The sequence below is a fragment of the Neobacillus sp. NRS-1170 genome (assembly GCF_050468025.1).
This window is the reverse complement of record NZ_JBITPF010000049.1, coordinates 150,540-174,717: the sequence shown is the minus strand read 5'-3', so window position 1 is coordinate 174,717 and position 24,178 is coordinate 150,540. Positions and strand designations below refer to the sequence as shown.

Here is a 24,178-nt window from a genome sequence, read left to right as displayed (position 1 = left end):
AAAGGAATAAAAATATGAATGTAGTGATGCTGAATACTTCAGATATTGATGGTGGTGCAGCAAAGGCAACATATCGGTTGCATAAAGTCATTAAATCTCTAGGACACGAATCAGTGTACTTAGTCCAGAGTAAAAAAGGTATTGATAAATCTGTTTTCGGCCCAATTGGTAAATATAATAAGTTAATAAACTTTTTAAGGCCATATATTGATGCCTTCCCCTTAAATTTATATAAAAACCGTAGTATAAATCCTTGGAATGTTGGTTGGCTTAGGAACAATTCAATGCTTAGAAAAATCGATAAAGCATACCCTGATATTATTCACTTGCATTGGATTAATGCGGGCTATGTACCTATTAGACATATACCGAAAATGGGAGACAAAGTAGTCTGGACTTTACATGACTCTTGGTCTTTTACTGGTGGGTGTAATGTACCAGGGAATTGCATGCGGTATGTTGAAAGCTGTGGTAAGTGTCCCCAGTTAAATTCAAATATGAATTATGATCTTAGTAGAGCTATTTGGGAAAGAAAAAAGAAGCACTACTCACAAGGAAACTTTACTTTAGTTGCTCCTAGTAAATGGATGGCTGAATGCGCTGGGAAAAGCTCTCTATTTTATGGTAAAAAGATTCATATAATACCTAATGGTTTGGATACTGATCTCTTTAAACCTGTAGATAAAGAATACTCAAGAGAACTATTACATTTACCTAAAGAAAAAAATTTAATTTTATTTGGAGCGATGTATAGTACAGAGGATAAAAACAAGGGTTTTGATTTATTGATAGATTCAATAAACAAACTAAATTTATCTCCGAATGAGACAGAAATTGTAATTTTTGGTGGCGATGATACTAGTAAAACCAACAACTTAAAGTATAAAGTGCATAACTTAGGGCATATTCATAACGAAGAAATGATGGTTGCATTATATTCTGCAGCTGATGTGATGTGTGTCCCTTCTAGACAGGAATCTTTTGGCCAAACTGCATCAGAATCAATGTCCTGCGGCACACCAGTAGTTGCTTTTGGAGCCACCGGTTTAGTTGATATTGTAGATCATCATAAGAATGGATATCTTGCAGAGCCCTTTGATACAGAAGATTTTTCTAGAGGGATAGAGTGGATTTTATCCCATAACATTAACAGGGACCTTTCTTTTAGTGCAAGAGAAAAGGTAGAAAAGAACTTTGATATACGGATAACGGGGAAAAGATATTTGGAATTATATGAGCATTTGATTAATCAGGAAAAAGAAATGGTGCAATTATGAGGTACCAATATAAAATAGATAGTTTAATAATGGCAGTATTCCTTATATTATTAAGTGGTTTATTTGGTGATTACTTGTATAATAAATTGTGGTTTTTCTATTCTACAATATTATTGTATCTCCTAGTTAGAATCCTCGTTTTTAGCAAGAAAAAGGAAAGATACCTTGCACTAAATAAGAAAAATTTATTAATATACATTTTTATTATTTATACTTGCTTTTCAATTTTTTGGTCAAAGGACATAGAAAAGAGCATACAAGAGATTTATTTCTTTTTTACTGCAAGTTCACTTGCCTTATATATAGTTTCTAGATTTCGATATAAAGACTTTATAAAAATTATTGAAAAAGTTTTTTTATTTATATTATTTTTTAATATTTTTATTATTACTTTCTTTCCTAGTTACGGGATACATTCAGATTTCTTTCATAAAGGATCATGGAAAGGACTTTATGTTCATAAAAATGGATATGGTACTATGATGCTATTATCTAGTATCTTCTTTTTTATAAAAGTAACTTTGCAGCAAACTTCATATAAAAGGCAAAAAAGTCTTATTTATTTGATCCTATCACTTATTTCTATAATATGTTTATACTTTTCAAAATCTACAACATCATTAGTTATACTAGTGATACTGATTTCATATATAGTTATTCTTTCTTATTGGAAGAAGTTAAAATTACAATTATTTGTATCAATATTATGCTTTGGTATAGCATTAGTGCTCTTGATTGTTTTGCAAACAATTCATAACTCTGAAAATATATTAGTAGGACTTGGAAAGGATAGTACTTTAACTGGAAGAACAGAATTCTGGCCAATTATTTTTAGTTATTTGAGAAATGATTGGATCTTTGGATATGGATATGGTGCATTTTGGAGTGAGAAAACAGGCATTATTAGTAGTATATCCAGAGTGATTGGAATTGATATATATAGTAGTCATAATGGATTTGTTGATTTATATGCAAATTTAGGAGTAGTAGGTTTGTATATATTTGTTTTCATCCTCCTAAAAGGACTCATACTATCAATATATAAATTTAGGAAAGAGAAAAATAATAAATTTGCATTTATCTCTTTTTTCCTATTAGTTACTATTTTTCTTAACATCACTGAGACAAGAATAATATTGGCCAATTATTTTTATTGGATAACATTTTTAACATCTGTAATTTATTTGCAAAAAAAAGAGGAGATCTAGAGAAGGTGCATTTATGAAGAAATCCGAAAAAATTATCTCTACTAATATTTCAGTTATTAATTTTAATGATGTTTTAAATTTAATTAAAAACTGGGTAAATCAGAAAGAATCAAAATATGTATGTATTTGTAATACACACTCAGTTGTTACGGCAAGTAATGATAAACATTTTAAGGAAGCATTAGAGACTGCCGATTTATGTACTGCGGATGGGATGCCTTTAGTATGGGTCCTGAAACATCGGGGACATAAAAATCAGGACCGTGTTGATGGCCCAAACTTAATGAAAAATTTGTGTGAATTTGAAAATTATAGAGTATTTCTCTATGGAAGTAAAAAAGAAACTCTAGATAAACTTGAAAAGGAACTAAAAATATTAAACAAAGGTCTAGAGATTGTTGGTAAAATATCACCTCCGTTTCGTGAACTGGAAAATAATGAAGAGAGAGAATTCATACACCAAATAAATAGTACAAATCCTGATTTAATCTTTGTTGGGTTAGGTTGCCCAAAACAGGAAATATGGATGTATAAAAATAGGAATAATATAAATGGTGTTATGATTGGCGTTGGGGCTGCTTTTGATTACTTAACTGGAAATATCAAGAGAGCACCTTTATTTATACAAAGAATTGGATTAGAATGGTTATTTCGTTTAATACAAGATCCTAAAAGATTATGGAAACGATACTTATACAATAATACTATGTTCGTCTTAAAAATTTATTGGAAGAGAGTATCCCAAAAATAAATAGAATTCAACAATATTTGCAAAGTTAGAAGGGAGTGTAAATATTTGAAACCTAAGTTTACAATAATTACACCATGTTATAATGCGGAAAATTATATTTTAGAGACTTTCGAATCAGTAGTAAACCAAAACGCTATAACAAATGGACGTGCGGATTTGGAATATATTATATATGATGGTAATTCAAGTGATAATACAGTCAATATTGTTAACGAGGCTCAAAAAAAGGTAAATTATGCTGATATAAAAATTTATTCTGAGAAGGATAAAGGAATGTATCATGCTATAGTTAAAGGCATAAGAGGAGCGACTGGTGATATATGCGCATATATTAACGCAGGTGATTTTTATTCCAAAAGTGCATTTGATATTGTATTAGATGTCTTTGACCAATATAAAGAAATAAATTGGTTAACAGGAATGCATATACATTATAATGAGGATTCGCAAATAGTTCATGCAAATCTTCCTTATAAGTATAGGCAAAAATTAATTGTAAAAGGTCTGTATGGAAAAGAGTTAATAGGCTCACTAAAACTTCCATTCATCCAACAAGAATCTACTTTTTGGAAAAGTAATATGAATAGATTTTTAGATTATAATAAGTTAGAAAACCTAAAGTATGCTGGAGATCACTATATTTGGTACGAGTTTTCTAAAAATGAAGTTTTAAAGATAGTGGAGGCTTATTTAGGAGGGTTTAAACATCATAAAGGACAGTTGTCAGAAAATAAATCTAAATATTATGAGGAAATGGCTCAGGTGTCAGATACACCAACTCTTTTTGATAAAGCATTAGCTTTGGCAGATATTCCTCTTTGGCTATCTCATAGAAAAGTGAAAAAGTTTTTTAATAAAAATGATTTACTACAATTTAACCATTTTAATCAGGAATGGGTTTAATTTATTTAAAATAAATTTGGGAGTAATCAATGACTAGGGATACTCGATTTTTACATGGATTTAGATTTTTCTTAGCACTTTGGGTTGCTCTTGCGCATTTCTATGTTGCAATTGGTGGCCCTAAGTTTATTGATTTAGGTTTCGCAGGAGGCGTATTACTTTCCGCAAGCGTTGCAGTTGATGGGTTTATTGTTCTTACTGGTTTTTTAATGGGATATACTTATAAACACAATTTGAATCCAATAACTAATAATTATAAAGAAACGATTCTATATTTTTGGGTAAGAAGATTATTTAGGTTGTATCCAGTTTATATTTTATCAATCATTGTTGCTTATTTATTGGTAGGCGAGACCTCAAAATTTAATGCAGAATTACTATATTATTTTACAGGGGATAACGTTACTCCTTGGGGAACTGAAAGGAATATTGAAAACGTAAGTATTTTGAATTTATTATCTCATATAACCTTTATCCATGGTTTTATACCCAACTACGTAACAAGCATACTTCCTCCAGCGTGGAGTATGTCTATAGAAATTCAGTATTATATTGTCTTTCCATTCTTATATCTGTGGTTATTTTCAAATGGAAGGAGAATAAAGAAATATTTTTTATTCATATTAACACTATTTTTATTGCTCTCTTTTGTTGCACCAAAGTTGTTTGGTTTATATCTTACACCCGGATCAATCATTCATTACGGACAACCTTCACTCTTAATTTACAAACTTCCATTATTCATATTAGGAACTGTAATGGCATTAGTGATAAAAAGTCAATTAAAGATAGGTTACTTTATAATAACTTTATTAGCTGTGATGTTTGTTCAAAGTAAATTAACAAATTTTATAATTTCCATTTTAGTAATCTTTATGTTCCTAGAAAATTTAAAAAAATACACAGGAAAAACGATATATACAATCTTAAACTCAATAAAAAAATTGCTTTCAACAAGATTAGCCGAGGTAGGTGCAAATATTTCTTACTCTTTATATCTTGTTCATATGATTACTTTACCTCTTATCTTAAAACTTGTTGTAAACTTAATAAATTTTCCTAAGATAAAGGTAGCGCTAGTATCGTTAGTACTGTTTATTTCTGTAACTTTTCTAATATCTTATTTATTATATTATTTTATTGAAAAACCATTTATTCTTTTAGGCAAAAAAATAATTATTTTACCAGAAAGAAAAGGTAATAAAAAAAGAATTGATATAAAAATCTAGTTTAGAAAATTAGATGTTTTATAACAGTAAGTCATCATGCTATGAATCGAGAATTTAGAGTCAATTTGTATTACACTGGTAGTTTGTTCATTTATGTACTTCAGCATTTGGGTTTCACAAGTTAGTTCTACAATTTGTAATGGCTGAAATATATGATAGTTATTGATATAACGTTTAATAAATCAAGTACCAAAGTACTTTAATGAACAAATTAAAAATAGTGAGGTGGAAAAAAATGAAAATTGCAGTAGCTGGTACTGGATATGTTGGCCTAGTAACCGGAGTCTGTTTAGCGGAGCATGGGCATTCTGTTTCTTGTGTTGATATAGATAATGATAAAGTAGCCTTAATGAAGGCTGGGATTTCTCCTATATATGAACCAGGCCTTGAAGAATTATTGGTTGAAAATATTAATAGATTGAATTTTACAACCGATTATAAGGCAGTATATAAAGATGCGGATGTTATTTTCATAGGTGTTGGCACACCAGAAAAACAAGATGGTTCTGCTAACTTAAGTTATGTTTATGAGGTTGCTGACCAAATTGCACAAAGTATAGAAAAAGATTGTGTTGTTGTTGTTAAATCCACAGTACCAATAGGTACAAATGATAAGATCGAAGATTTAATTAACTCAAGATTGGTACATGATGTCAATGTGTATGTTGCTTCTAATCCAGAGTTTCTGGCACAAGGTACTGCCGTTAGGGATACACTTCATGCTTCAAGAATTGTTATAGGTGTCGAAGATACTTACGCAGCCCATGTTTTAAAAGAAGTTTACAAGGATTTTGATGCACCAATTGTGGTTACAAATAGGAAAAGTGCTGAGATGATTAAATATGCTTCTAATGATTTTCTTGCACTAAAAATTTCTTTTATAAACGAAATTGCGAACCTTTGTGAAATTATCGGAGCTGACATAGAAGATGTTGCACACGGAATGGGGTATGATGGTCGCATAGGAAACAGATTTTTAAATGCTGGGATAGGCTATGGGGGATCATGTTTTCCTAAAGACACAAAGGCATTACATTGGCTAGCAAACTTCCATGATTATGAGCTAAAGACTGTAAAGGCAGCAATCGATGTAAATGAAAATCAGAAACTCAAATTGATTAAAAAATCTCGAAAATATTTTGATAGTTTAAAAGGATTAAATATAGCTGTTCTAGGGTTAACCTTCAAGCCAGGAACGGATGATTTAAGAGAAGCACCTAGTTTAGTTAATATTCCAATTATGATTGAAGATGGTGCCAATATTAAAGCGTGGGATCCTATTGGAGTGGAGAATTTCAAGAAAAGATTTCCAAATGAAATAACTTATTGTAACACCATAGAAGTCACACTAAAAGATGCGGATGTATGTTTTATCTTCACAGAATGGGATGAAGTTAAAGACTTTGATTTATTACAATATAGTAAGTTAATGAGAACTCCAATAGTTCTTGATGGAAGAAACTGCTATGATCTGACAAGTGTGAGAAAAGCAAATCTAATTTATGACTCTATTGGAAGAGAAACAGTTAATAGTTTAGAACTTTCACTAGTATAAATTACTTAAAATAGGAGGCAGATCCTGGAATACTAATTTGGGTCTGTTTTTTTTGTGCAGAAAAGTAGAATTATTATTTTTTATATCAAATCAGATAGGTCCAAGGGACCCTTAGTTTTAGGAGGGACATTATGAAACTTGTATTACTTTCGGGTGGTTCTGGTAAGAGGCTGTGGCCATTATCAAATGATACAAGATCTAAACAGTTTTTAAGAGTACTAGATGCTGGAAATGACGAAAAGCAATCAATGGTGCAACGTGTATGGGGGCAGTTAAAGACAGTCGGTCTTGCTGAATCTTCTGTCATTGCTACTTCTAAAATGCAAAGGGATATGATTCATAGCCAGATTGGAATGGATGTCCCCCTTATTATTGAGCCTGAACGTAGGGATACATTTCCTGCTATTGCTTTAGCTGCTTCTTACCTTTTTTCAATTCAAAATGTTTCAGAAGATGAAGTAGTAGTTGTATTACCAGTTGATCCGTATGTTGAGGACAGCTTTTTTGAAAAAGTAAAAGAATTAGAGGACGTCTTAATAGAATCAAATGCAGAATTGGCTTTAGTGGGTGTTAGACCTACATATCCATCTTCTAAATATGGATATATTATTCCAAAAGGCACTGTTGATGGAGATAGTTATTTTACTGTGAATCATTTTACAGAAAAGCCAAGTGAGGAAAAAGCTCAAACTCTAATTGATATGAATGCTCTATGGAACTGTGGAGTATTTGCTTTTAAATTAAAATATTTGATTGATATATTGGATGAAAAAGGATTGCCACTTCAATATGATCAACTAGCACTTCAGTATAAAACTCTTCCTAAAATCAGTTTTGATTACGAAGTAGTGGAAAGGGCAAATCATATTGTTGCTCTACCTTATGATGGTTATTGGAAAGATCTTGGAACATGGAATACATTAACTGAAGAAATGGCAACATCTCAAATTGGTAAAGGCGTTCTTAGCGATGATAATGAAAATACACATTTGATTAATGAGCTAGATATTCCAGTAACAGTTCTAGGAGTAAAAGATATTGTAGTAGCTGCAAGTCCTGACGGAATTTTAGTAGCGGATAAAGCCTCAAGCCCTATAATTAAGGACTTAATTAGTGGTTTTGAACAGCCCCCTATGTATGAAGAGCGAATCTGGGGCTGGTCTCGTGTACTAGATTATGCTAAATATGATGATGGAAATGAAATGGTAACGAAACGAATTTGTATTCATGAAGGGAAAAATTCAAGTTATCATTACCATAATCTTCGAGATGAAGTCTGGACTATTGTCCGTGGTGAAGGTGAACTAGCATTGGATGATTACATTACTCGTGTGAAAGCAGGAGATATCATCCATCTGCCAGCAGGTAAAAAGCATGGAATTAAGGCACTTTCTGAGTTAGAATTTGTTGAAGTTCAAACGGGAATCGGTATTAGTGATGAAGACTTTACACGATTATATTTTGAATGGGAAGATGTTATTAATCACTTCCATAAGTCAAAAGCGAAAGTTATTATTTAAATACATTAAGGGAGAGGACCTAGGTTCTTTCCCTTCTTTTTTGTTGTTTGAGGTGAAGCGTATTGAAAACCATTGCTTATTATATTTCTGATTACGGATATGGGCATGCTTCGAGAAGTATTGCTGTTATAAGGAAACTTCATAAGGAAGCGGAATTGAAGATTATCATCTGTCATTCCTTTGCTTTGCCTTTTATAAAGGAATCACTAGGTTCAGAGCGTGTGAGCTATAGAAAGATTAAGACTGATATCGGATACTTTCTGGAAAAAGATTCGATTCTTCCTGATAAGTCAAGGTTATTGGAGGAGTATAAAAGCTTTGTTTCGAATTGGGACAACCATATCCAACAAGAGAAAGAGTTTTTAAGAAAGAATCATGTTGATCTAGTCATTTCAGATATTTCACCACTCCCTTTTGAAGCAGCTCATGCTTTAGGTATTCCATCAGTTGGTTTATCAAACTTTACTTGGTATACAGCTTACCAGGGGCTTATTGATGATCAAGAGTTAAAAACATTTAAAGAAGCTTATCAAAAAATGACCTTTTATTTTCCATTAGCAGGAAGTCAGGAACAGTGGGATATTACAGCCCAAGAGTACGGATTTTTTTCCAGAGAGATAGAGGCCGCAGAGGTTCAAAGAATTAGACAATTGGTTAATCCCAATGAAAAGAAGAAAATTGTTTTTCTAGGACTTGGTATGAAGATTGCGGTGGATATACTAGAAAAACTTCCTATCTGGAATAGTCCTAACTGTGTTTTTCTAGTTTCATCAAATGTTGAGGTTAATCGGTCAAATGTTTTTCACATACCGAATGACTATTTGGAATCACAAAACTTTATTGCAGCGGCTGACTTAGTCATTTCAAAAGCTGGATGGGGAATGATAGGAGAGGCTCTGAATGCTGGTATTCCACTTTTAATCCTCAATAGACCGTCCATGAAAGAGGATCGAAACACGATTCACTATTTAAAACAGCATCAATTATGTCAAACATTGGATTGGGATGATTTTAAAACCTACCAGGTTGACATTTCCATGATTGATAAACAAGCAAGAGAATTAAAAGAAAGTCACTCTTTTTTCAATAATGATGCTGCGAAGATTGCGGCTGATTTATTGGGAATCATTATTTAACGAATGAAATTACATCTATGGAAAAGGGGAAGTTGACTTTGTCCTGGCTGGATAATACAGAAAAATGGTTTTCATTTAATAAATTAGATAAAGAATTAAAGTATAAATTATTTGAAATTGATAGCATTAAAAAGATACTAGAAGATAGTTTTTATAAACACTTAGAATTTGGTACAGGTGGAATGCGTGGGGAACTTGGACCTGGTATTAACCGTCTAAATAAATACACCATTCGCAGGGCTGCAGAGGGACTTGCTCGTTATATAGTAGTACAAGGCCAAACCGCTCAGCAGCGGGGAGTGGTGATTGCCTATGATTCCCGCCATAAGTCACCTGAGTTCGCCTTAGAAGTGGCTAAAACAGTTGGGAAACATGGGATTAAAGCTTATTTGTTCGATGAACTGCGGCCAACCCCGGTGCTATCATTTGCAGTAAGATACTTAAATGCCTTTTCTGGAGTGGTTATCACGGCAAGTCATAACCCGCCAGAATACAATGGATTTAAAGTGTACGGGGAAGATGGAGGTCAAATTCCTCCAGAAGCTGCTGATAGCATCATTCGATATGTAAATGCGGTTGAGAATGAATTAACGGTAAAAGTAGCAGAGAAGCAAGAACTTCTTGCAAGCGGATTATTAACCTACATTGGTGAAGAGATTGATCGTGCTTATGTCGAACAGTTAAAAACCCTTCAATTGAATCCTGAGATTGTTGCAAAAGTAGCAAAGGAATTGAAAATTGTTTACTCCCCTCTCCATGGAACTGGAAACAAACCGGTACGCGACGGACTAAAGGCATTTGGGTTTGAAAACGTTACGGTTGTGAAGGAACAGGAACTTCCTGATGCGAATTTTTCCACTGTTAAATCTCCAAACCCAGAGGAACATGCTGCTTTTGAATTGGCCATTCAGTACGGTGAACAAATTGGTGCAGATATCCTCACGGCAACTGACCCTGATGCTGATCGCTTAGGTGTTGCTGTAAAAAATAATGATGGTGAATATGTGGTTTTGACAGGCAACCAAATGGGGGCTTTAATGCTTGAATATTTGTTATCCCAAAGACAAGCAAAAGGAATCCTGCCCGCAAATGGTGTTGTCATTAAAACAATTGTGACGTCAGAAATTGGCCGTGCGATTGCTGAGCATTATGGTATGCAAGCAATGGATACACTGACAGGATTTAAATTCATTGGTGAAAAGATTAATGAATTTGAACAGACAAGAGAAAACACCTTCTTGTTTGGATATGAAGAAAGTTACGGTTATTTGATAGGCGACTTTGTCCGTGACAAAGATGCAGTTCAATCGGCAATATTTGCTGCTGAAGTGGCTGCTTTTTATAAAGCAAAAGGAATGTCCATGTACGATGGGCTGCTTGCTATTTTTGAAAAGTATGGTTTTTATCAAGAGTCACTGCAGTCGATTACATTAAAAGGGAAAGACGGAGCAGAGCAGATTGCTGACCTAATGGATAGATTTAGAAGTGAAAGATTAATAGAAGTAGCGGGAATTGAGGTCTCCGCAGTTGAGGATTATTTAACATCAATTAGGTTTGCAGATAATTTGGAGACACAAATCGATTTGCCGCGTTCAAACGTCTTAAAATATCATCTGGTTGATGGATCTTGGTTCTGCCTGCGTCCATCTGGAACGGAACCAAAGGCTAAATTTTACTTTGGGGTAAAAGGCGAATCAATGGAAGATAGCGAAACGAAGCTAACTGCTATTCAAGATGCTGTGATGAACAAAGTAAATGAAATATTATCTGTATAGATTGATAATATCCTCCTTGCCAGTAGGCAGGGGGGATTTTTATATAATAAAACACCAAAGGAGGTTTATCAGATGCTCTTTTAACAAATCAGGTTTAATACATTGATATCATCATTGTCAGCGTTTGGAGTGTTGATGGTATAAAGTAAGCTATTCCCAATTAAGTGATTAACTAGATTTAATCAACCAAAAAATGGAATCATAAACATCATAGAGACGTAACAGAAAATGAAAAGGTAAAAACCGAATAACGGATGTTTAGTTATCCATCATTCGGCTCTATTTGCTATTTGTTAATGAACTCTTAAAAATGAGTAGCCACTAATTCTTTAATTTTCTCCGGATCAATGACTAACTGGTAGTTATTCGCTTTTAGAATATCATCGTACATTTTTTTGCCAATACCCGGAATTTGATGGTATTCCAATTGGGTATTTGGATTAAAATCTTTAGCTGCTAGTCCAAGGCTTAACATATCTGAATTTGACATATTGGTGGCTATGACAAAGTCAGGGATTGATTTCACCAAAGAAGGCAAATTAGTGATGTTATTTGGGCTTAATGCTTTCTTAGCAATTCCTTTAAGTGCTTCTTCTTGTAGCTGTTGGCGGCCATATTCCCCATTTTTAAGGGAATAGCGCTCGTGAACAACCTCAGTCACCATTTTTCCATCAAAGAAATGTGTACCAGCATTTATAACTTTATTTTTGTTTTCTGCATACCATGGATGTGTTAGTTTCACTTCAAAAGGTACGTTCATTTCAATGCCATCTACAGCATCCACCATTGCCTGAAAGCCGCTATAATTGGTTTCTACATAGTAATTAATTGGTACTCCAGTTAATTCTCCGACAGCCTTGACTGCTGCTTCTACACCCTTTTTAGCACCCTTTTTTGCTTGCATAATATATTGAACACTTGTGAGCTTTGTATATCCATAGCCATCCAAATGGACACGTGTATCACGAGGGATACTAATGGCATCATATTCATGTTTATTCAGATCGACGTGCACAAGCATCATGGAGTCAGAATGGCCTATTTTTTGACCTTTTCTCTCATCGGAGCCTATTAGTAATAGGTTAAACACAGGTTCTTTTACTTCTATATTTTCTATTGGTGATTTTTTATCGTTGGTTTTCCCTGTACTTACAACAGGAACGGATTTAAAGTGATTATTTGGCTGTAGCTGATAATATTCATATCCAAAAGCTGCAAGCCCTAATATCATGATACCTAAAATGCTGAAGCCAACAATTTTCCATTTCCGTTTACTCTTTTTCATCTTTTCCTCCATTGCTTAATGAGAGATTTCATTAATGCTTGTCAGTACAATGGAGTAATTTTACTATTTTTGGATAATCGTTTCAATAGAAAATAATAGAATATCCCCGAAATTTGTCGATAAAGTGGTTGGAAAGGTAAATAAATTCCTTTAACCCGGAATGAAATTGATTATTTTATAATTTAGTATATTTTTATTGTTCTATTTCTTGATCAAACAAACTGGTGTGTGCTGTTAATTATAACATTTTTTGGAAATTACTCGAGAATTTCTAAAGATAGTATAAATTAGTATATAAAAAAGCTGATTGGTATAAATCCAATCAGCTTTTATGAATACATTTGTGGTTTCCAAAAACAATCTACCTGATCCTAGCCCCATCAGCCCCAAGCCGATACCCACCAATGACGGTGCTGTAGGCCATGCTGCCGTTTGAATAAAAGTAATACCATTTGCCGCCTGCTTGTACCCAGCCGGTCTTCATGGCACCGCTGGAGTCCAAGTAGTACCAGGTGGATCCTAATTTAAGCCAGCCCGTTTTCATGGCACCGCTGGAATCTAAGTAATACCAAGTCGTTCCTACTTTGACCCAACCGGTTTTCATGACCCCATTTTGATCCAGATAGTACCACTTACTGCCTGAATAGATCCAGCCGGTCTTTACTTTCCCAGTGCTGTCAAGGTAATACCAGGCGGTCCCGGCTTTTACCCAGCCAATCGTTCGTTTTGTTCGATCCACAGCTGAATATTTCTTTGAGACGACCGTGCCAGGGTAATAAAAGGATAAAATATCTAAATGTTTAAATCCTGCCGTGGCACGGTTGTTTGCTCCATATTGGCTTAAACCGACCCCATGTCCGTACCCTTTTCCAGAAATGGAATAGGAATCAGTTGTTTCTGTCATATTAGAAATTAAGTTGCTTTTCATGACGGTTGTCCCGATCATCGCTCTGATCTTATCGGCGATGGTATTGGTGAGATCAAGTTTTTGAGGTGCAAGCTTACCAGAAGAGTCTCGCTTGTCCTTTACTAAAAACTCGATAGAGATATCGCCTCTGCTAACGCGTCCGCTTTCCGTTTTAGCATAGAACGCTACTTTTGGGATCGAAACAATTTTTAGCTGTTTATTCAGATAGCCGTTTTTATTGAGCCAAGCTTTAATCGTAGTTGAAATTGCTTGATCGGCCTCATTCGTTTGGTTCCACCATTTGTCAGGCTGGGAAAGGTCCAGTCCCGTTACATTGATTTGCTGTTTTTTTAAGCTGAAATTCCAATCGAACTTGGTGTCATAGCTGTCGCTTTTAATTGGAAAGTACGGAAGGGGAGCAGTGCCAAACTCATTATAATTGTTTTCTGTCATACCCCCGTTCGAGGCGGAAAATACGGCTTCAATCGGGCTGCCGTTATAGGTAATGAGCTCCCCGGTTGTCTCCTGGACGGCTGCGGTTGTATTAGCGTTTAACGTATTCACTCCGCCGTAAACCTGATTGTATGTAGTGTCATCAATAATTTTATTCAAACGAAAGTAGGCATATGTCCGAGCAGCATCCGCCTGGGATTTAAGTGCTTCTTTGGACCAGGAAGCATACATTTCAGATGGAACGACAGACTTTATGTAATCCTCCATGTAAATAACGTTAATCGGTCTTACGTACTGATTGTTTTCCACGGTGAATTTGAAGCCGCCATTGTATGACCGATTATTTATGACCGCTTGTTCACTGCTATTAACAGGAGTGATCGATAAAGTATCGGCCGCCGCCAGTTTTGTATTGCCGTTATAAAGGCTCAAACTTCCATTCTGAACCTTGATGGAATAGGATTTACCACCGATTAACAAATGGGAGGTGCCATTTAAATAGTAGTTTCCGGCAATGTTTAAGGTGATACTGGGCTGATTTCCTAAATAGTTTACTAGTTTTACTTGCAGTTGTGGTTCTAATGGTAAAGTACTGGTTGCTGCTGCTTTATGGCCCGGCAGGATACCAAACAGAACCATCATGATGACAAAATAGGCAAATAACTTTTTCATAAAAACTCCTTTCCAAAAAAATCTATTTTTCTATGATTATTATACATGTTTGCAATCTATAATTCTGCAAAATAGCACAAATACTTCCAAAAACTGCTGTGTTTTTGCCAATCTATCAACAATGAGCCAAAAAAAACTCCGGCCATATACCGAAGTCATTTCTAAGCAACTTTATTAATTAAACTCTAATTGAGCCTTTAATTCATTTTGTATTCTTTACTTTTCTTCAGCGGAAACCAATCCATAATAGATTTTATTGATTTTGGTTCCTTGTTCTTTAATTTCCATTTGCTGAATGTTTTTTCCAGCTTCTTTATAATTTTTTTGAATATCCATCAATTGATCGAACGTTAAATTCGTTTTTACATTTTTTCCAAGGGCAGCAAATATATCTGAAAAATTGGTCAAACTTGATACACTAGCCCCTTTCCAAATTTAGTGGGGCTCCTTTTCAAACATACTTTCAAAATCTATATTTTTATCAATTTCCTTTACTAGCTCTTCTATTGTTATACCTAAACCTCTAGCCAAGCTTAAAGACTGTGTAAAGTGAGGGGGCCTTTTCGTTTCTTTCAAGTGCACCAACAAATGTCCGATTTAATCTGCTGTAATGGGCCAGTTCATCTTGTGTCATCCCTTTTGCCGTCCTCAAGGGTCTAATTACATGGCCAATAAAAATTCTTTGCTGATCTTTTTTCAAAGGAAATTCTCCTTTTTAAGACCATTACATAACTAGAATTGTTATTGCTCGAGCGCCTATAGGCGGCAAAACTATTAAATTTTAAAATTAATTTTTTGTATAGTGAAATAGGGATATTAAAAGCTGTAATGTAGCAAGTGCCTCTAATAAATTGGACCAAGAAAATAGCCATCAATAAAGCATTATCAAGAATTACCGTTCAAACAATTTGGAGTATGTATTTTCTTATAATAGAGGTTCTAATAGATCGACATGATTCGCCCCGATTAGAACGATAAAGTTAACCGGGGTACTTGTAGAGGGGATATTTAAACAAACGTTTATTTAATGATGAAGAATAGGGCATCTAATCAAATTATGAAGGATAGAGAGAGAGAAGACACTTTTTAGATATAGGTGTAAAACTTTCTAAGGAAATACCATTCGATTTTCGACATTAATTTTTAACAGATGGGAATATTAATGCTTATTTTATCAAGGTATTAAGAAGATTTAATCAAACGATTAATTAGTAAAACACATATCGAATTTCCTCGGAAATGCTCATTTTATAGGAAATAAATAATGAATTTTCTGGGGTGGGCAGCCCCCCTCAGATAGAAAGAAGATTAACTAGAAATTTTTGATGAATGATGGGAATTGAAATGCTTCTGTCACATCAGAATAATCTGTTTGAAATAATTCCATCTTCTTTTTGTTCTATAATATGTTTGATTGAATTTCGGATGTCCTTTACTAAGGAATATTCAATACAAAGGGGAAAGTTTAAATGGATTTTTGCACAAATTGTGGTGAAAAATTATCTGAATCTAGTAAGTTCTGTACAAACTGCGGTTTGAAGGTTGCAAAAGATAATATAGACATGTCCTCACCCCTAAAAACGCGCATGGAAAAAAAGAAAAATCGCTCGAAAACAAGATTAATAGCAGGAGTCGGATCGATTACCGGATTGCTGCTCGTCATAAGTGTTACCTTAATGGTTAAAGATTTTCATAAGCCTGAATCTAAATCGAATGCAGCAGCCACAAAAACGATGGATCATTCAAAAGATAAAGCTGTAGAAAATAAAGATCAATCTAGTCATGAAAGTTCAAATCTTTCCGCTTCAGATCATATTTTGCCTGCTAGTGATAAGAGGGTGATGAGAGAAGAAGACATTACTAATCTTACAAAAGAGCAGCTGCGTTTAGCCAGAAATGAGATATACGCACGTCATGGGCATGTCTTTAAATCGCAGGATTTGCAAAACTATTTTTCAAGTAAATCATGGTATCATCCAGACCCTTCATTTGATGGTTCTTTAAATGAAGTAGAAAAAGAAAATGTAGACTTCATAAAGGCGAGAGAGGACAGTCCAAATTGAGAACCTTTGAATCTATCATATTATGCTGAGAGGGGCCAATAGACAAGGAATCTTTCAAGATGATGAGGATTGTTTGCCTTTCTTGATATTTTACATAAATGGATAAGCGGTTTATTGGAAATATTAAAAATAAAATGGCAAATTATTATATCCATTGCCACCAGTAATCACTATAATAATCAAAAAAATACTATCGTACGAAAGGGCAGCACCATTGAAAGATGGTTACGCAAAACTATAGGGGCTAAGGTCTTTGGGACTATGCTTGCCAGTTACCGAATACATACATAACCTCCGTACGATGAATTTGGAGGAGAAAATGAATAAAAAAAACATGAGAAAAAATTCACCAAGAAGTAAATGCGGTTACTTGACGGCAAAAGAACGAAAAATTGTTGAATGGTATGAGTGTAGAAGATTAGAGGCAAAACAAAAGGATCTTCGTATTCATGCAATTAAATGAGGATAAAGGCAGGTTCGCAAAAGGATGTTTTTGGGGAATCTTACTTTCACTGATTCCATGGGCTATAATCATCTATCTTTTAATTAAATATTTGTAAGAAGTTCCCGTAGAGTATCCAATTACAAATAGGTAAAGTTGATATGCTTAAAGATATTTAATTTAAAAAAAAGCTGATCTGAATGATTACTTCGGATTAGTTTTTTAATTTAGCTCTAATTGAGATGAATGGATTGGTAGTCTGCCCAGGATAAGAGGTAAAATGGAATTTCCACGATTTTTATCTTGCTCTTTAGTAGACCCTGTGGACTTGATTGGGTCTTATTCAAAAAAATAAATGGGTAAGTAAGCCAAAAGCAGGAAAGGTCTAATAAACACCTTGCATACTTTTGGCTTGTTTGTTATTCATTAATATTCCTTTTTTGTAAGAACTCGGATAACAAAGGATTCATCCCCAAAATAGAAAATTCATACTCTAAGAAATTACTACGGTACTAATGGTATGAAAGTATCAACAACAGGTTGATGCCCACCGTGCTCCTCATAATTTTCTTTCAGTTGAACTTCAAATTTTTCCATGATCGGTAAATCACTAACGGAGAATAAATAAGCATCTTCCGCGGCGACATGCTCATAACCAAGCCCAATTAGGAATAACAAAAGTAATCTCCTTTTGACCAATCAAAACGGACACCGTAAATAATAGAATAGCCGGACCCTTGGGACACCTGATAGATGGTAGAGCTTTTATGACGCTGAGTTTGCCATGGAACCCTCGAGGAAGCTTCTGCATCCAAGCCGCAATGTTAGGATTGGCAGTCTTTCTGTTGGAGGGGTTAATATATTCCACTACATAACCATCATATAAATCGGGTTCAAATTTGCTTAATCCATCAGGCGCGGATAAAGTTTGCGACCATTTATAAGCACCAAGAGGAGCAACTTTCGGATAACGATCGGTAATAGGGAGAACCATCCCGCCCACATCCCGCCTTGCAGAGTAGTTATCAGGTACCATAGGCTGCTCAATTTTTTCCGGATAGGGCTCAAAAAACGTTCCGCCAATAGCATACATTGTCGGAATATCTAAGTATAGAACTATTCCAAGAGAAAAAGCGTTAGGCCCTTATGTTTTAGGGCTTAACGCTTTTTTATTATTTTATAAGCTTTGGTTATAGAAAGGATATAATTAATTTTATCCAACCGAAAAACGCCAGCCATAACGGAACACTAAGAGAAGTACCCCAGAATAAACCTACTAAAAGATTCCCTTGCTCGTCCATAAAAACCACTCCTACTGAGAGTTGTAGCAAACCAAATGTGTTTTTCGATTGTGTTTTATTTAATATAATTGCGAGCGCTTTCAAATTCAATGGTACTTATTAACGATATTTATTTAGGTAGAATGTTCGGATGAAATATTCCATTCAAATGTCTGGTATTTTTATAGGAAAAATAATTATTATAATATTTTTAATATTTCAATAATTATGGTGATAATTCCTTTATTTCTTGATATTTTTTTCATGAAACCTAAATATGGAAGTGGGGGAGTTCAAAAGTAGGAAAAAGTTTGGAGAAAAAGTGGTGGGGAAAGATTATTAGTAGGGAAGCCCCTCTCTCTTGAGAAGGGCTTTGTTGTTCAGCTGTTTTTTACTTCCACTTTCTTTTAAACCTAAAAACCTCTTGTATATACCCATATACGGATACAGGTGACATAATCATTTGATAACCTAAAATGAATAAAATAAAGCCAAAAATATTTTTTCGAATTTTAAGGTTTAAGGGTTTGAATACAATATTTTTTTGATAGAAATAAAGAATGCTATAACTGAGAAGGGTTAACGGTAATACAAGTAAAGTCATAGGCCCAACAATCCAATTATAACCGAAAAATGCCAATATCAGTCCTGGAATCCAACATAGTGTGTAAGTAATATCTAAATAAGGCATCATTAAATTTACACCTGTAAGATATTTAACATAAACAACCGGTTGGTTCCATGGTTTTATTGCATTCAATCCCTCGATCATGCCTCGTGCCCATCTTGCTCGTTGCTTGACAAAGTGTTTAAACGAACTAGGAACTTCCGTGAAGGATACAGCCATTGGTTCAAAGTAAACTTTCCATTTCTTCTCGAGCAGACGCCATGTTAATACAATATCTTCCCCTATGGCATCAGGCCAGCCTCCCACTGCCTTAACACATTTTGTCTTATAAAGACTATAGGCACCTTGGGCTACCAATGTTCCTTGGTACAGACCTTGAAGTCTTTTTATAGAAGCGATCCCTAAGAAATAGTCCCATTCCTGAATCCTCGTCCATAAGTTTTCTCTGCTGTTTTTCGTGAGTACGGAACCAGCCACTGCACAGACATCTTCCGGGCTGGATTTCATTCGTGCAACTAGATAGCGAATAGAAGAGGGATGAAGCAGAGTATCTGCATCGATGGTAATAACATAAGGCGTTTCAACTATTTCTAACGCATGATTTAGAGCATGGAATTTTCCAGGTTTGTCTTCATGTAGTACCTCAATGTCAATGGACAATTCCTTTTTTGCCTTTAACGTTTCTTGAACGGTATGATCAGTAGAACAATTATTGATAACCATTACTTTTAATTTTCCCGAATAGTCTTGTTTATCGATGTATTTCAACGTTTGAAAGATTTTATCCTCTTCGTTATGGGCCGCTATCAGGATCGTAATCTCATCTTTTGGAAATTGAATTTTAAAAGATGGCTGCCTATCTAACAATAAGCTAATCACTAAAAAGGCATTCATATAACCAGGGATGTAGGAAATACCACCAATGATTAGTAACGCTACTGGAAATGATACAATTTCAGCCAAATCCTTTAACCAAGGAAGCGCTAGGAAAATAGAGAATACCATCCAAAGGAAAGCACCAATGTGACTTATATAAAACTTTGTTTTTATTGGTATATATATCTTTTTGGACTCATTATTTATTTGGGGGTTGATCGGATTTAATATTGGCTTCATAGATAAAAGACCTCTCGCTGAGAAAAATAGTAGGAATGACCTATTATATCATGTCTTAAGATTGGAACAAGAAGGGAATTATTGGGGGATGAGGTTTTTTCTCAAATTAAAACCATAGCTTTGAGAATCAAAATGTTATAAAGAAATGATTGACTTTCAATAAGATCAGTCTTCTGCAAACGGTCCAGATTAACTCTTGTATTACGTAGTAGACCTATACTGTTTAATAAGATTCTTTACTTTTGAATGATTTTGAGAAGGAATGAACATAAGTTAACCGTTAATTCTCGTGCCACTGTCACGCCCCGGATTTTTTCGAAGATTGAAAGGTTTTTAGAGAGGTATAAAATGATAGAATTAAGTTGCAGCTGAATATTGTTGGGGTGGTTGGTTGCTACGCTTCTTTCCTTTTAGGAAAGGAGGTGATAATCATGGAAACATTTCTTGAAATTCTACGAGAAGTTCTGAAGGGGGTTACGCGTGAAGTGAGCGCATATTTCTTTCGGAAAAACGGTCTAGAAAACAAGAAAACCGCCCTACGCCGTCGTAAGCAAAAAGGGTGGTTCTCATAAAAATAACAGACAGACAACCACCACCCTGACGGTAGAAGTTGCAGGGAGAAGTGTTGACGCACTTCTCTTTTTTATTATATATCCATTATACATAAAAATATTCCTGTGGAGAAGGAGAAAATCCCCTATGTGCCTGTGGGTTCCGGTGTCACCGACCGAAAACCTGAATAACATTTCTGTTGAAGATTGTCGGGTTATTTAGAATGAATAGATCGATATAATCGCTTAATCGCTTCGATGTGCAATGCTTCATGGTAAAAGCTAAACAAAAATGCCTCACCAACTGTATAAAACGTAATGCCTCCCCGGTTTGTAAATGGATTTGGCAACTTTTCATTCAAACGTCCTGGAAGAAAATCTTTTATTCTCGTTTTTTGTTCCGTTAAGATTCCACCAATCTCTGCAAATGAAGGTGGTGATTCTTCCCATTCTGCCGGTTTCGTTCCAGAACCAAAAAGCAGCTCGTACTTTTTCGGAATGATCAGCTCTTCGCCCAAAAGGCCAAAGACAAGCTTTTCCTGTACAAATGCGATGTGTCCAAAGTTCCAACGAATATTGTTGTTAAAACCAATTGGAATGATATCCGAAATTTCTTCTGGAATTTTCTTAATCGTTTTTTCAGTTATTGTGCGCACTGTCTCCATATGATGAAAAATTGTTTGTTCCAAGAATATCCACTCTCCTTATTTTTGGCCTCTTCCATACATTTCGCTGTCTTCATATCCTTTTCCTGCTATGTAGACCATGGGGCCGGTTTTGGTGGCTTGCATGGTTGTATATGAAGTTCTGGTGCCTGTCTCCGCTCGAATAATCTTGTTTCACATTAGAAATTGAAAGGTTGTCTGCCAAGTATATGCTGAACATTACTGCCTGTTAGATGCTAGTATGTAATATACATGTAGCCAGGATTTCTTTTTTAGATCCGCTTGAAATGTCATACACGATGATGAAAGTGGCGCCTACTGTTGTGCAACAAAAGAAATCCGTTAGTTGGTTAATTCTTCATAAGAAGATAATAAAAAATTACAAATTGAATTAGCTGCATTGGCCGCTAGTTTAACCTGTGACCTGTTAGGTGAGTAGGAGTGGGTGGGCATCCCCCATCTTATTTCTAACGGCTGCTAAACCCAAAATTATTGGTTACTAATCCCCGCATTGCTGTTAAATTTGCTCTGGCGTTTCATTTTCTTCTTGAAATAGTAACAACTAACAGTTTTGTACAATTTATTAATATCTCCATCATATGTTGTTGTTTCGATTCCATTTAATGCATATCTAATCTCAAAGAGTACTGTTTCAACAAGTGCCCTTGAATTAGGTATAGCTCCAGAATAATCTCAACATGGTTGAATTACCGTTTTCATATTAATGGCGATCCAAATAGGGAAGTTAAATTAGCGATTATACTCTTTCATATACCGATAGTCGAGTAATATTCCAATATAGATAGTAAAAACAACAATAGGGGGGACATTCGAATAGAGGCTCTCCTTTTTCACATGTTTGGAGCGGAGTATTGGACATGGTTTTGGTATTCGCCACATCCCATTACCTAAATAATTTACATTGTTTTTAACTTGTAATATCTTGGATAAAGTAAAGAACTAATCAGTATTCAACGAAGGGAAGAAATTTATTATGGCAAGAACAAACAAGGTAAAATTTTTAGTCGATTTAAGTCCTAATACTCAACTGACTCACCAAGTGTTATCAAGCTACACTTCGTTATTTTACAAAGACTTCGCAATTGGCTCGATGTTTCACAGTGGAGATAGAAAGAACAAGTTTTCAATCAATGCCATTGAAGGCAGTGAATTTGAAAAATATCTCAATCAGAAAATTGGAGCAACTGTAAAGTCCGATTCAGAAACATACAAGGTTGCATGGCTAGATTTAAGCAAGGATGCTGATTTTGAAAAACTAGAAGAAATAGCTGTAGAGTTGCCGAAGTTTGAAAATACTGGCTTAAGAAAACTATATGAGCAACATTAGGAGTTCATAGATTCCCCGAATTATTCCTGTCTACTTTCTTGGGCGCAATTCACTGTCACCGCTCGAATTTTCTTGTTTCACAATATTGTTAAGTCTGCCTAGCTATGTACCATAAGCCGTTTACTATTTCTATATTGAGGTGATTGGCTTATGAATAAAATTAAAACAAATTTCGGTGCCTGTCACAGCCCGATATTAGTCGAAGATTGATAGGGTTTTATTTTATTGGAAAATGATAGAATGGTGTTGCAATTGAATATTGTGAGGGTGGCTGGTTGTTGATCATCTTTTCCCTTATAAGGATGTATGTGATACTCCTCTGGAGACTATTCTTGAAATTCTACGAGAGATTCTAAAAGGGATTTTGCGTAAGACCATGGGGACGGTTCCCATGGATTTGACGCTTACCTTGAAAAAAATAAAAAGTATATTGGGAAAAGACAATTAAAGGGCCTGAATGGGTCCTTTTTGTTTTGGAAAGGACATATGTTAATTCTAACTGTTGTTTTTGGACTACATGCAGCCTATCGAACCGTTTATTAGAAATTGTGTTTTTTTTGGTACCTTTTAATATATTAACCTAGGGAGTGCTGAAGATATTGTTCGTTCTAATATTAAAGAAGCTGAGTTATATTTGTTTTTTATGTCTTTGTTTATTCTTTATGCTTGCCTGGTGGGTGAAAAAGGGCCTTGGCTTATTGTCATTCTTTGATGGAAAGATGGATGGATTTATTAGAGGATTTCATGACGAACGATTAATATCAATCGCTAAAGTTATTTCTCATTTAGGTAGTTATCGTTTCTGTTTGCTGTTGACTTTAATCTTGGCTCTGGTTCTGTTATTAAACCGATATTATTTGACGTCCTTTGTTTTATTCTCAGCGTTTATAGGAACGAGGGTTCTTAGAAACTTTTTTAAGGATGTTATTGAGAGACCACGTCCTGAATTCAGCTTAATTAAAAATCACGGGAAATCGTTTCCGAGTGGCCATATACTTTATGCTTCTATGTTTTATGGTTTTGTTTTATGTATTATTTGGTATGTGTTAATGAAAAACCGCAATAAGGGCATGGCTGGGTTTGCATGCTTGTTGTTTGTTATAATCCTTAGTTCAGTAGGGGCTAGTCGGGTTTATTTAGGTGCCCATTATACAAGTGATATTTTGGGTGGTTTTTTTCTAGGGATAGCATGTCTAACGTTTACATTTATGGTTTTAATACAAATTTGGAAAAAAGGATGGCATTAATTCCGTTTCAGGATGCCAGGGTATCTCGGTGCCTCTGTCACCGTCCGAAATTGGCTTTTTTCTGTTCTTTGCAGGATGGTACAAGCAAAAAAAAAGAAAGGTTTTGGAAATTTGTTTATGATAGGTTTGTAAGACATGATTTACATCTTTCCTTCTACATAAGAATC

19 protein-coding genes, 2 pseudogenes and 1 riboswitch are annotated in these 24,178 nt (G+C 34.8%); of the genes and pseudogenes, 14 read left to right on the top strand and 7 right to left on the bottom strand.

Annotated elements, in window-relative coordinates; all coding sequences use genetic code 11:
- Positions 1-14: 14 nt before the first annotated feature.
- The 9 genes from ACIFOT_RS21320 to ACIFOT_RS21280 all read left to right on the top strand — a co-directional run bounded on the left by ACIFOT_RS21320 (position 15) and on the right by ACIFOT_RS21280 (position 11,354).
- Positions 15-1,277, top strand: coding sequence for a glycosyltransferase family 4 protein (locus ACIFOT_RS21320; protein WP_430067517.1), 1,263 nt, complete (start codon positions 15-17; stop codon positions 1,275-1,277).
- A 29-nt stretch (positions 1,278-1,306) separates the two neighbouring features.
- Entirely contained in the window at positions 1,307-2,485 is a 1,179-nt protein-coding gene (locus ACIFOT_RS21315; protein WP_430067515.1) for an O-antigen ligase family protein, read from the top strand.
- 13 nt (positions 2,486-2,498) lie between these two features.
- Positions 2,499-3,236, top strand: coding sequence for a WecB/TagA/CpsF family glycosyltransferase (locus ACIFOT_RS21310; RefSeq protein ID WP_430067513.1), 738 nt, complete (start codon positions 2,499-2,501; stop codon positions 3,234-3,236).
- Between the two features lie 45 nt (positions 3,237-3,281).
- On the top strand, positions 3,282-4,139 hold the full coding sequence (locus ACIFOT_RS21305) for a glycosyltransferase (protein WP_430067510.1): 858 nt from the start codon (positions 3,282-3,284) through the stop codon (positions 4,137-4,139).
- 29 nt (positions 4,140-4,168) lie between these two features.
- Positions 4,169-5,368, top strand: a complete 1,200-nt coding sequence (locus ACIFOT_RS21300) for an acyltransferase family protein (protein WP_430067506.1) — start codon at positions 4,169-4,171, stop codon at positions 5,366-5,368.
- 235 nt (positions 5,369-5,603) lie between these two features.
- Entirely contained in the window at positions 5,604-6,923 is a 1,320-nt protein-coding gene (locus tag ACIFOT_RS21295) for a UDP-glucose dehydrogenase family protein (RefSeq protein ID WP_430067503.1), read from the top strand.
- 131 nt (positions 6,924-7,054) lie between these two features.
- Positions 7,055-8,443: a sugar phosphate nucleotidyltransferase gene (locus tag ACIFOT_RS21290; protein ID WP_430067501.1), complete on the top strand. Its 1,389-nt coding sequence runs from the start codon at positions 7,055-7,057 to the stop codon at positions 8,441-8,443.
- Between the two features lie 62 nt (positions 8,444-8,505).
- A complete protein-coding gene (locus tag ACIFOT_RS21285; RefSeq protein WP_430067499.1) occupies positions 8,506-9,579 on the top strand; it encodes a glycosyltransferase family protein in 1,074 nt (357 codons plus the stop codon).
- A gap of 17 nt (positions 9,580-9,596) precedes the next feature.
- Positions 9,597-11,354 (top strand): phospho-sugar mutase, encoded by a 1,758-nt coding sequence (locus ACIFOT_RS21280; RefSeq protein ID WP_430067496.1) that lies wholly within the window; start codon positions 9,597-9,599, stop codon positions 11,352-11,354.
- Positions 11,355-11,658: 304 nt separating this feature from the next.
- Here the strand turns inward: ACIFOT_RS21280 and ACIFOT_RS21275 are convergent, their stop codons facing one another.
- The 4 genes and pseudogenes from ACIFOT_RS21275 to ACIFOT_RS21260 all read right to left on the bottom strand — a co-directional run bounded on the left by ACIFOT_RS21275 (position 11,659) and on the right by ACIFOT_RS21260 (position 15,371).
- Positions 11,659-12,639 (bottom strand): LCP family protein, encoded by a 981-nt coding sequence (locus ACIFOT_RS21275; RefSeq protein ID WP_430067493.1) that lies wholly within the window; start codon positions 12,637-12,639, stop codon positions 11,659-11,661.
- A 361-nt stretch (positions 12,640-13,000) separates the two neighbouring features.
- Complete coding sequence (locus ACIFOT_RS21270; protein ID WP_430067490.1) at positions 13,001-14,671, bottom strand: SpoIID/LytB domain-containing protein; 1,671 nt, start codon at positions 14,669-14,671, stop codon at positions 13,001-13,003.
- Between the two features lie 216 nt (positions 14,672-14,887).
- Positions 14,888-15,106 (bottom strand): annotated as a pseudogene (locus tag ACIFOT_RS21265) (LytR family transcriptional regulator); the annotation flags it as partial.
- An 88-nt stretch (positions 15,107-15,194) separates the two neighbouring features.
- A complete protein-coding gene (locus ACIFOT_RS21260) occupies positions 15,195-15,371 on the bottom strand; it encodes a helix-turn-helix domain-containing protein (protein ID WP_430067488.1) in 177 nt (58 codons plus the stop codon).
- A gap of 769 nt (positions 15,372-16,140) precedes the next feature.
- Here ACIFOT_RS21260 and ACIFOT_RS21255 point away from each other — a divergent pair.
- Together ACIFOT_RS21255 and ACIFOT_RS21250 are read left to right on the top strand one after the other, a co-directional pair.
- On the top strand, positions 16,141-16,734 hold the full coding sequence (locus ACIFOT_RS21255) for a YARHG domain-containing protein (RefSeq protein WP_430067485.1): 594 nt from the start codon (positions 16,141-16,143) through the stop codon (positions 16,732-16,734).
- Positions 16,735-16,928: 194 nt separating this feature from the next.
- A riboswitch (cyclic di-GMP riboswitch) is annotated at positions 16,929-17,014 on the top strand.
- Positions 17,015-17,053: 39 nt separating this feature from the next.
- Positions 17,054-17,197: a hypothetical protein gene (locus ACIFOT_RS21250; RefSeq protein WP_430067482.1), complete on the top strand. Its 144-nt coding sequence runs from the start codon at positions 17,054-17,056 to the stop codon at positions 17,195-17,197.
- 483 nt (positions 17,198-17,680) lie between these two features.
- On the opposite strand, the pseudogene ACIFOT_RS21245 reads toward ACIFOT_RS21250, so the two are convergent.
- A pseudogene (locus ACIFOT_RS21245) lies at positions 17,681-18,284 on the bottom strand (cupin domain-containing protein); the annotation flags it as partial.
- Between the two features lie 563 nt (positions 18,285-18,847).
- Complete coding sequence (locus ACIFOT_RS21240; protein ID WP_430067480.1) at positions 18,848-20,200, bottom strand: glycosyltransferase family 2 protein; 1,353 nt, start codon at positions 20,198-20,200, stop codon at positions 18,848-18,850.
- A 431-nt stretch (positions 20,201-20,631) separates the two neighbouring features.
- Between ACIFOT_RS21240 and ACIFOT_RS21235 the strand changes: the two genes are divergently transcribed.
- A complete protein-coding gene (locus ACIFOT_RS21235) occupies positions 20,632-20,772 on the top strand; it encodes a hypothetical protein (protein ID WP_430067477.1) in 141 nt (46 codons plus the stop codon).
- A gap of 194 nt (positions 20,773-20,966) precedes the next feature.
- On the opposite strand, the gene ACIFOT_RS21230 is transcribed toward ACIFOT_RS21235, so the two are convergent.
- Positions 20,967-21,440: a DinB family protein gene (locus tag ACIFOT_RS21230; RefSeq protein WP_430067474.1), complete on the bottom strand. Its 474-nt coding sequence runs from the start codon at positions 21,438-21,440 to the stop codon at positions 20,967-20,969.
- A 970-nt stretch (positions 21,441-22,410) separates the two neighbouring features.
- On the opposite strand from ACIFOT_RS21230, the gene ACIFOT_RS21225 reads away from it, so the two are divergent.
- Entirely contained in the window at positions 22,411-22,764 is a 354-nt protein-coding gene (locus tag ACIFOT_RS21225; RefSeq protein ID WP_430067472.1) for a hypothetical protein, read from the top strand.
- Between the two features lie 599 nt (positions 22,765-23,363).
- The gene (locus ACIFOT_RS21220; protein ID WP_430067469.1) at positions 23,364-24,011 is read left to right on the top strand and encodes a phosphatase PAP2 family protein; all 648 of its coding nucleotides are present in this window, start codon (positions 23,364-23,366) and stop codon (positions 24,009-24,011) included.
- The last annotated feature ends 167 nt before the right edge of the window (positions 24,012-24,178 follow it).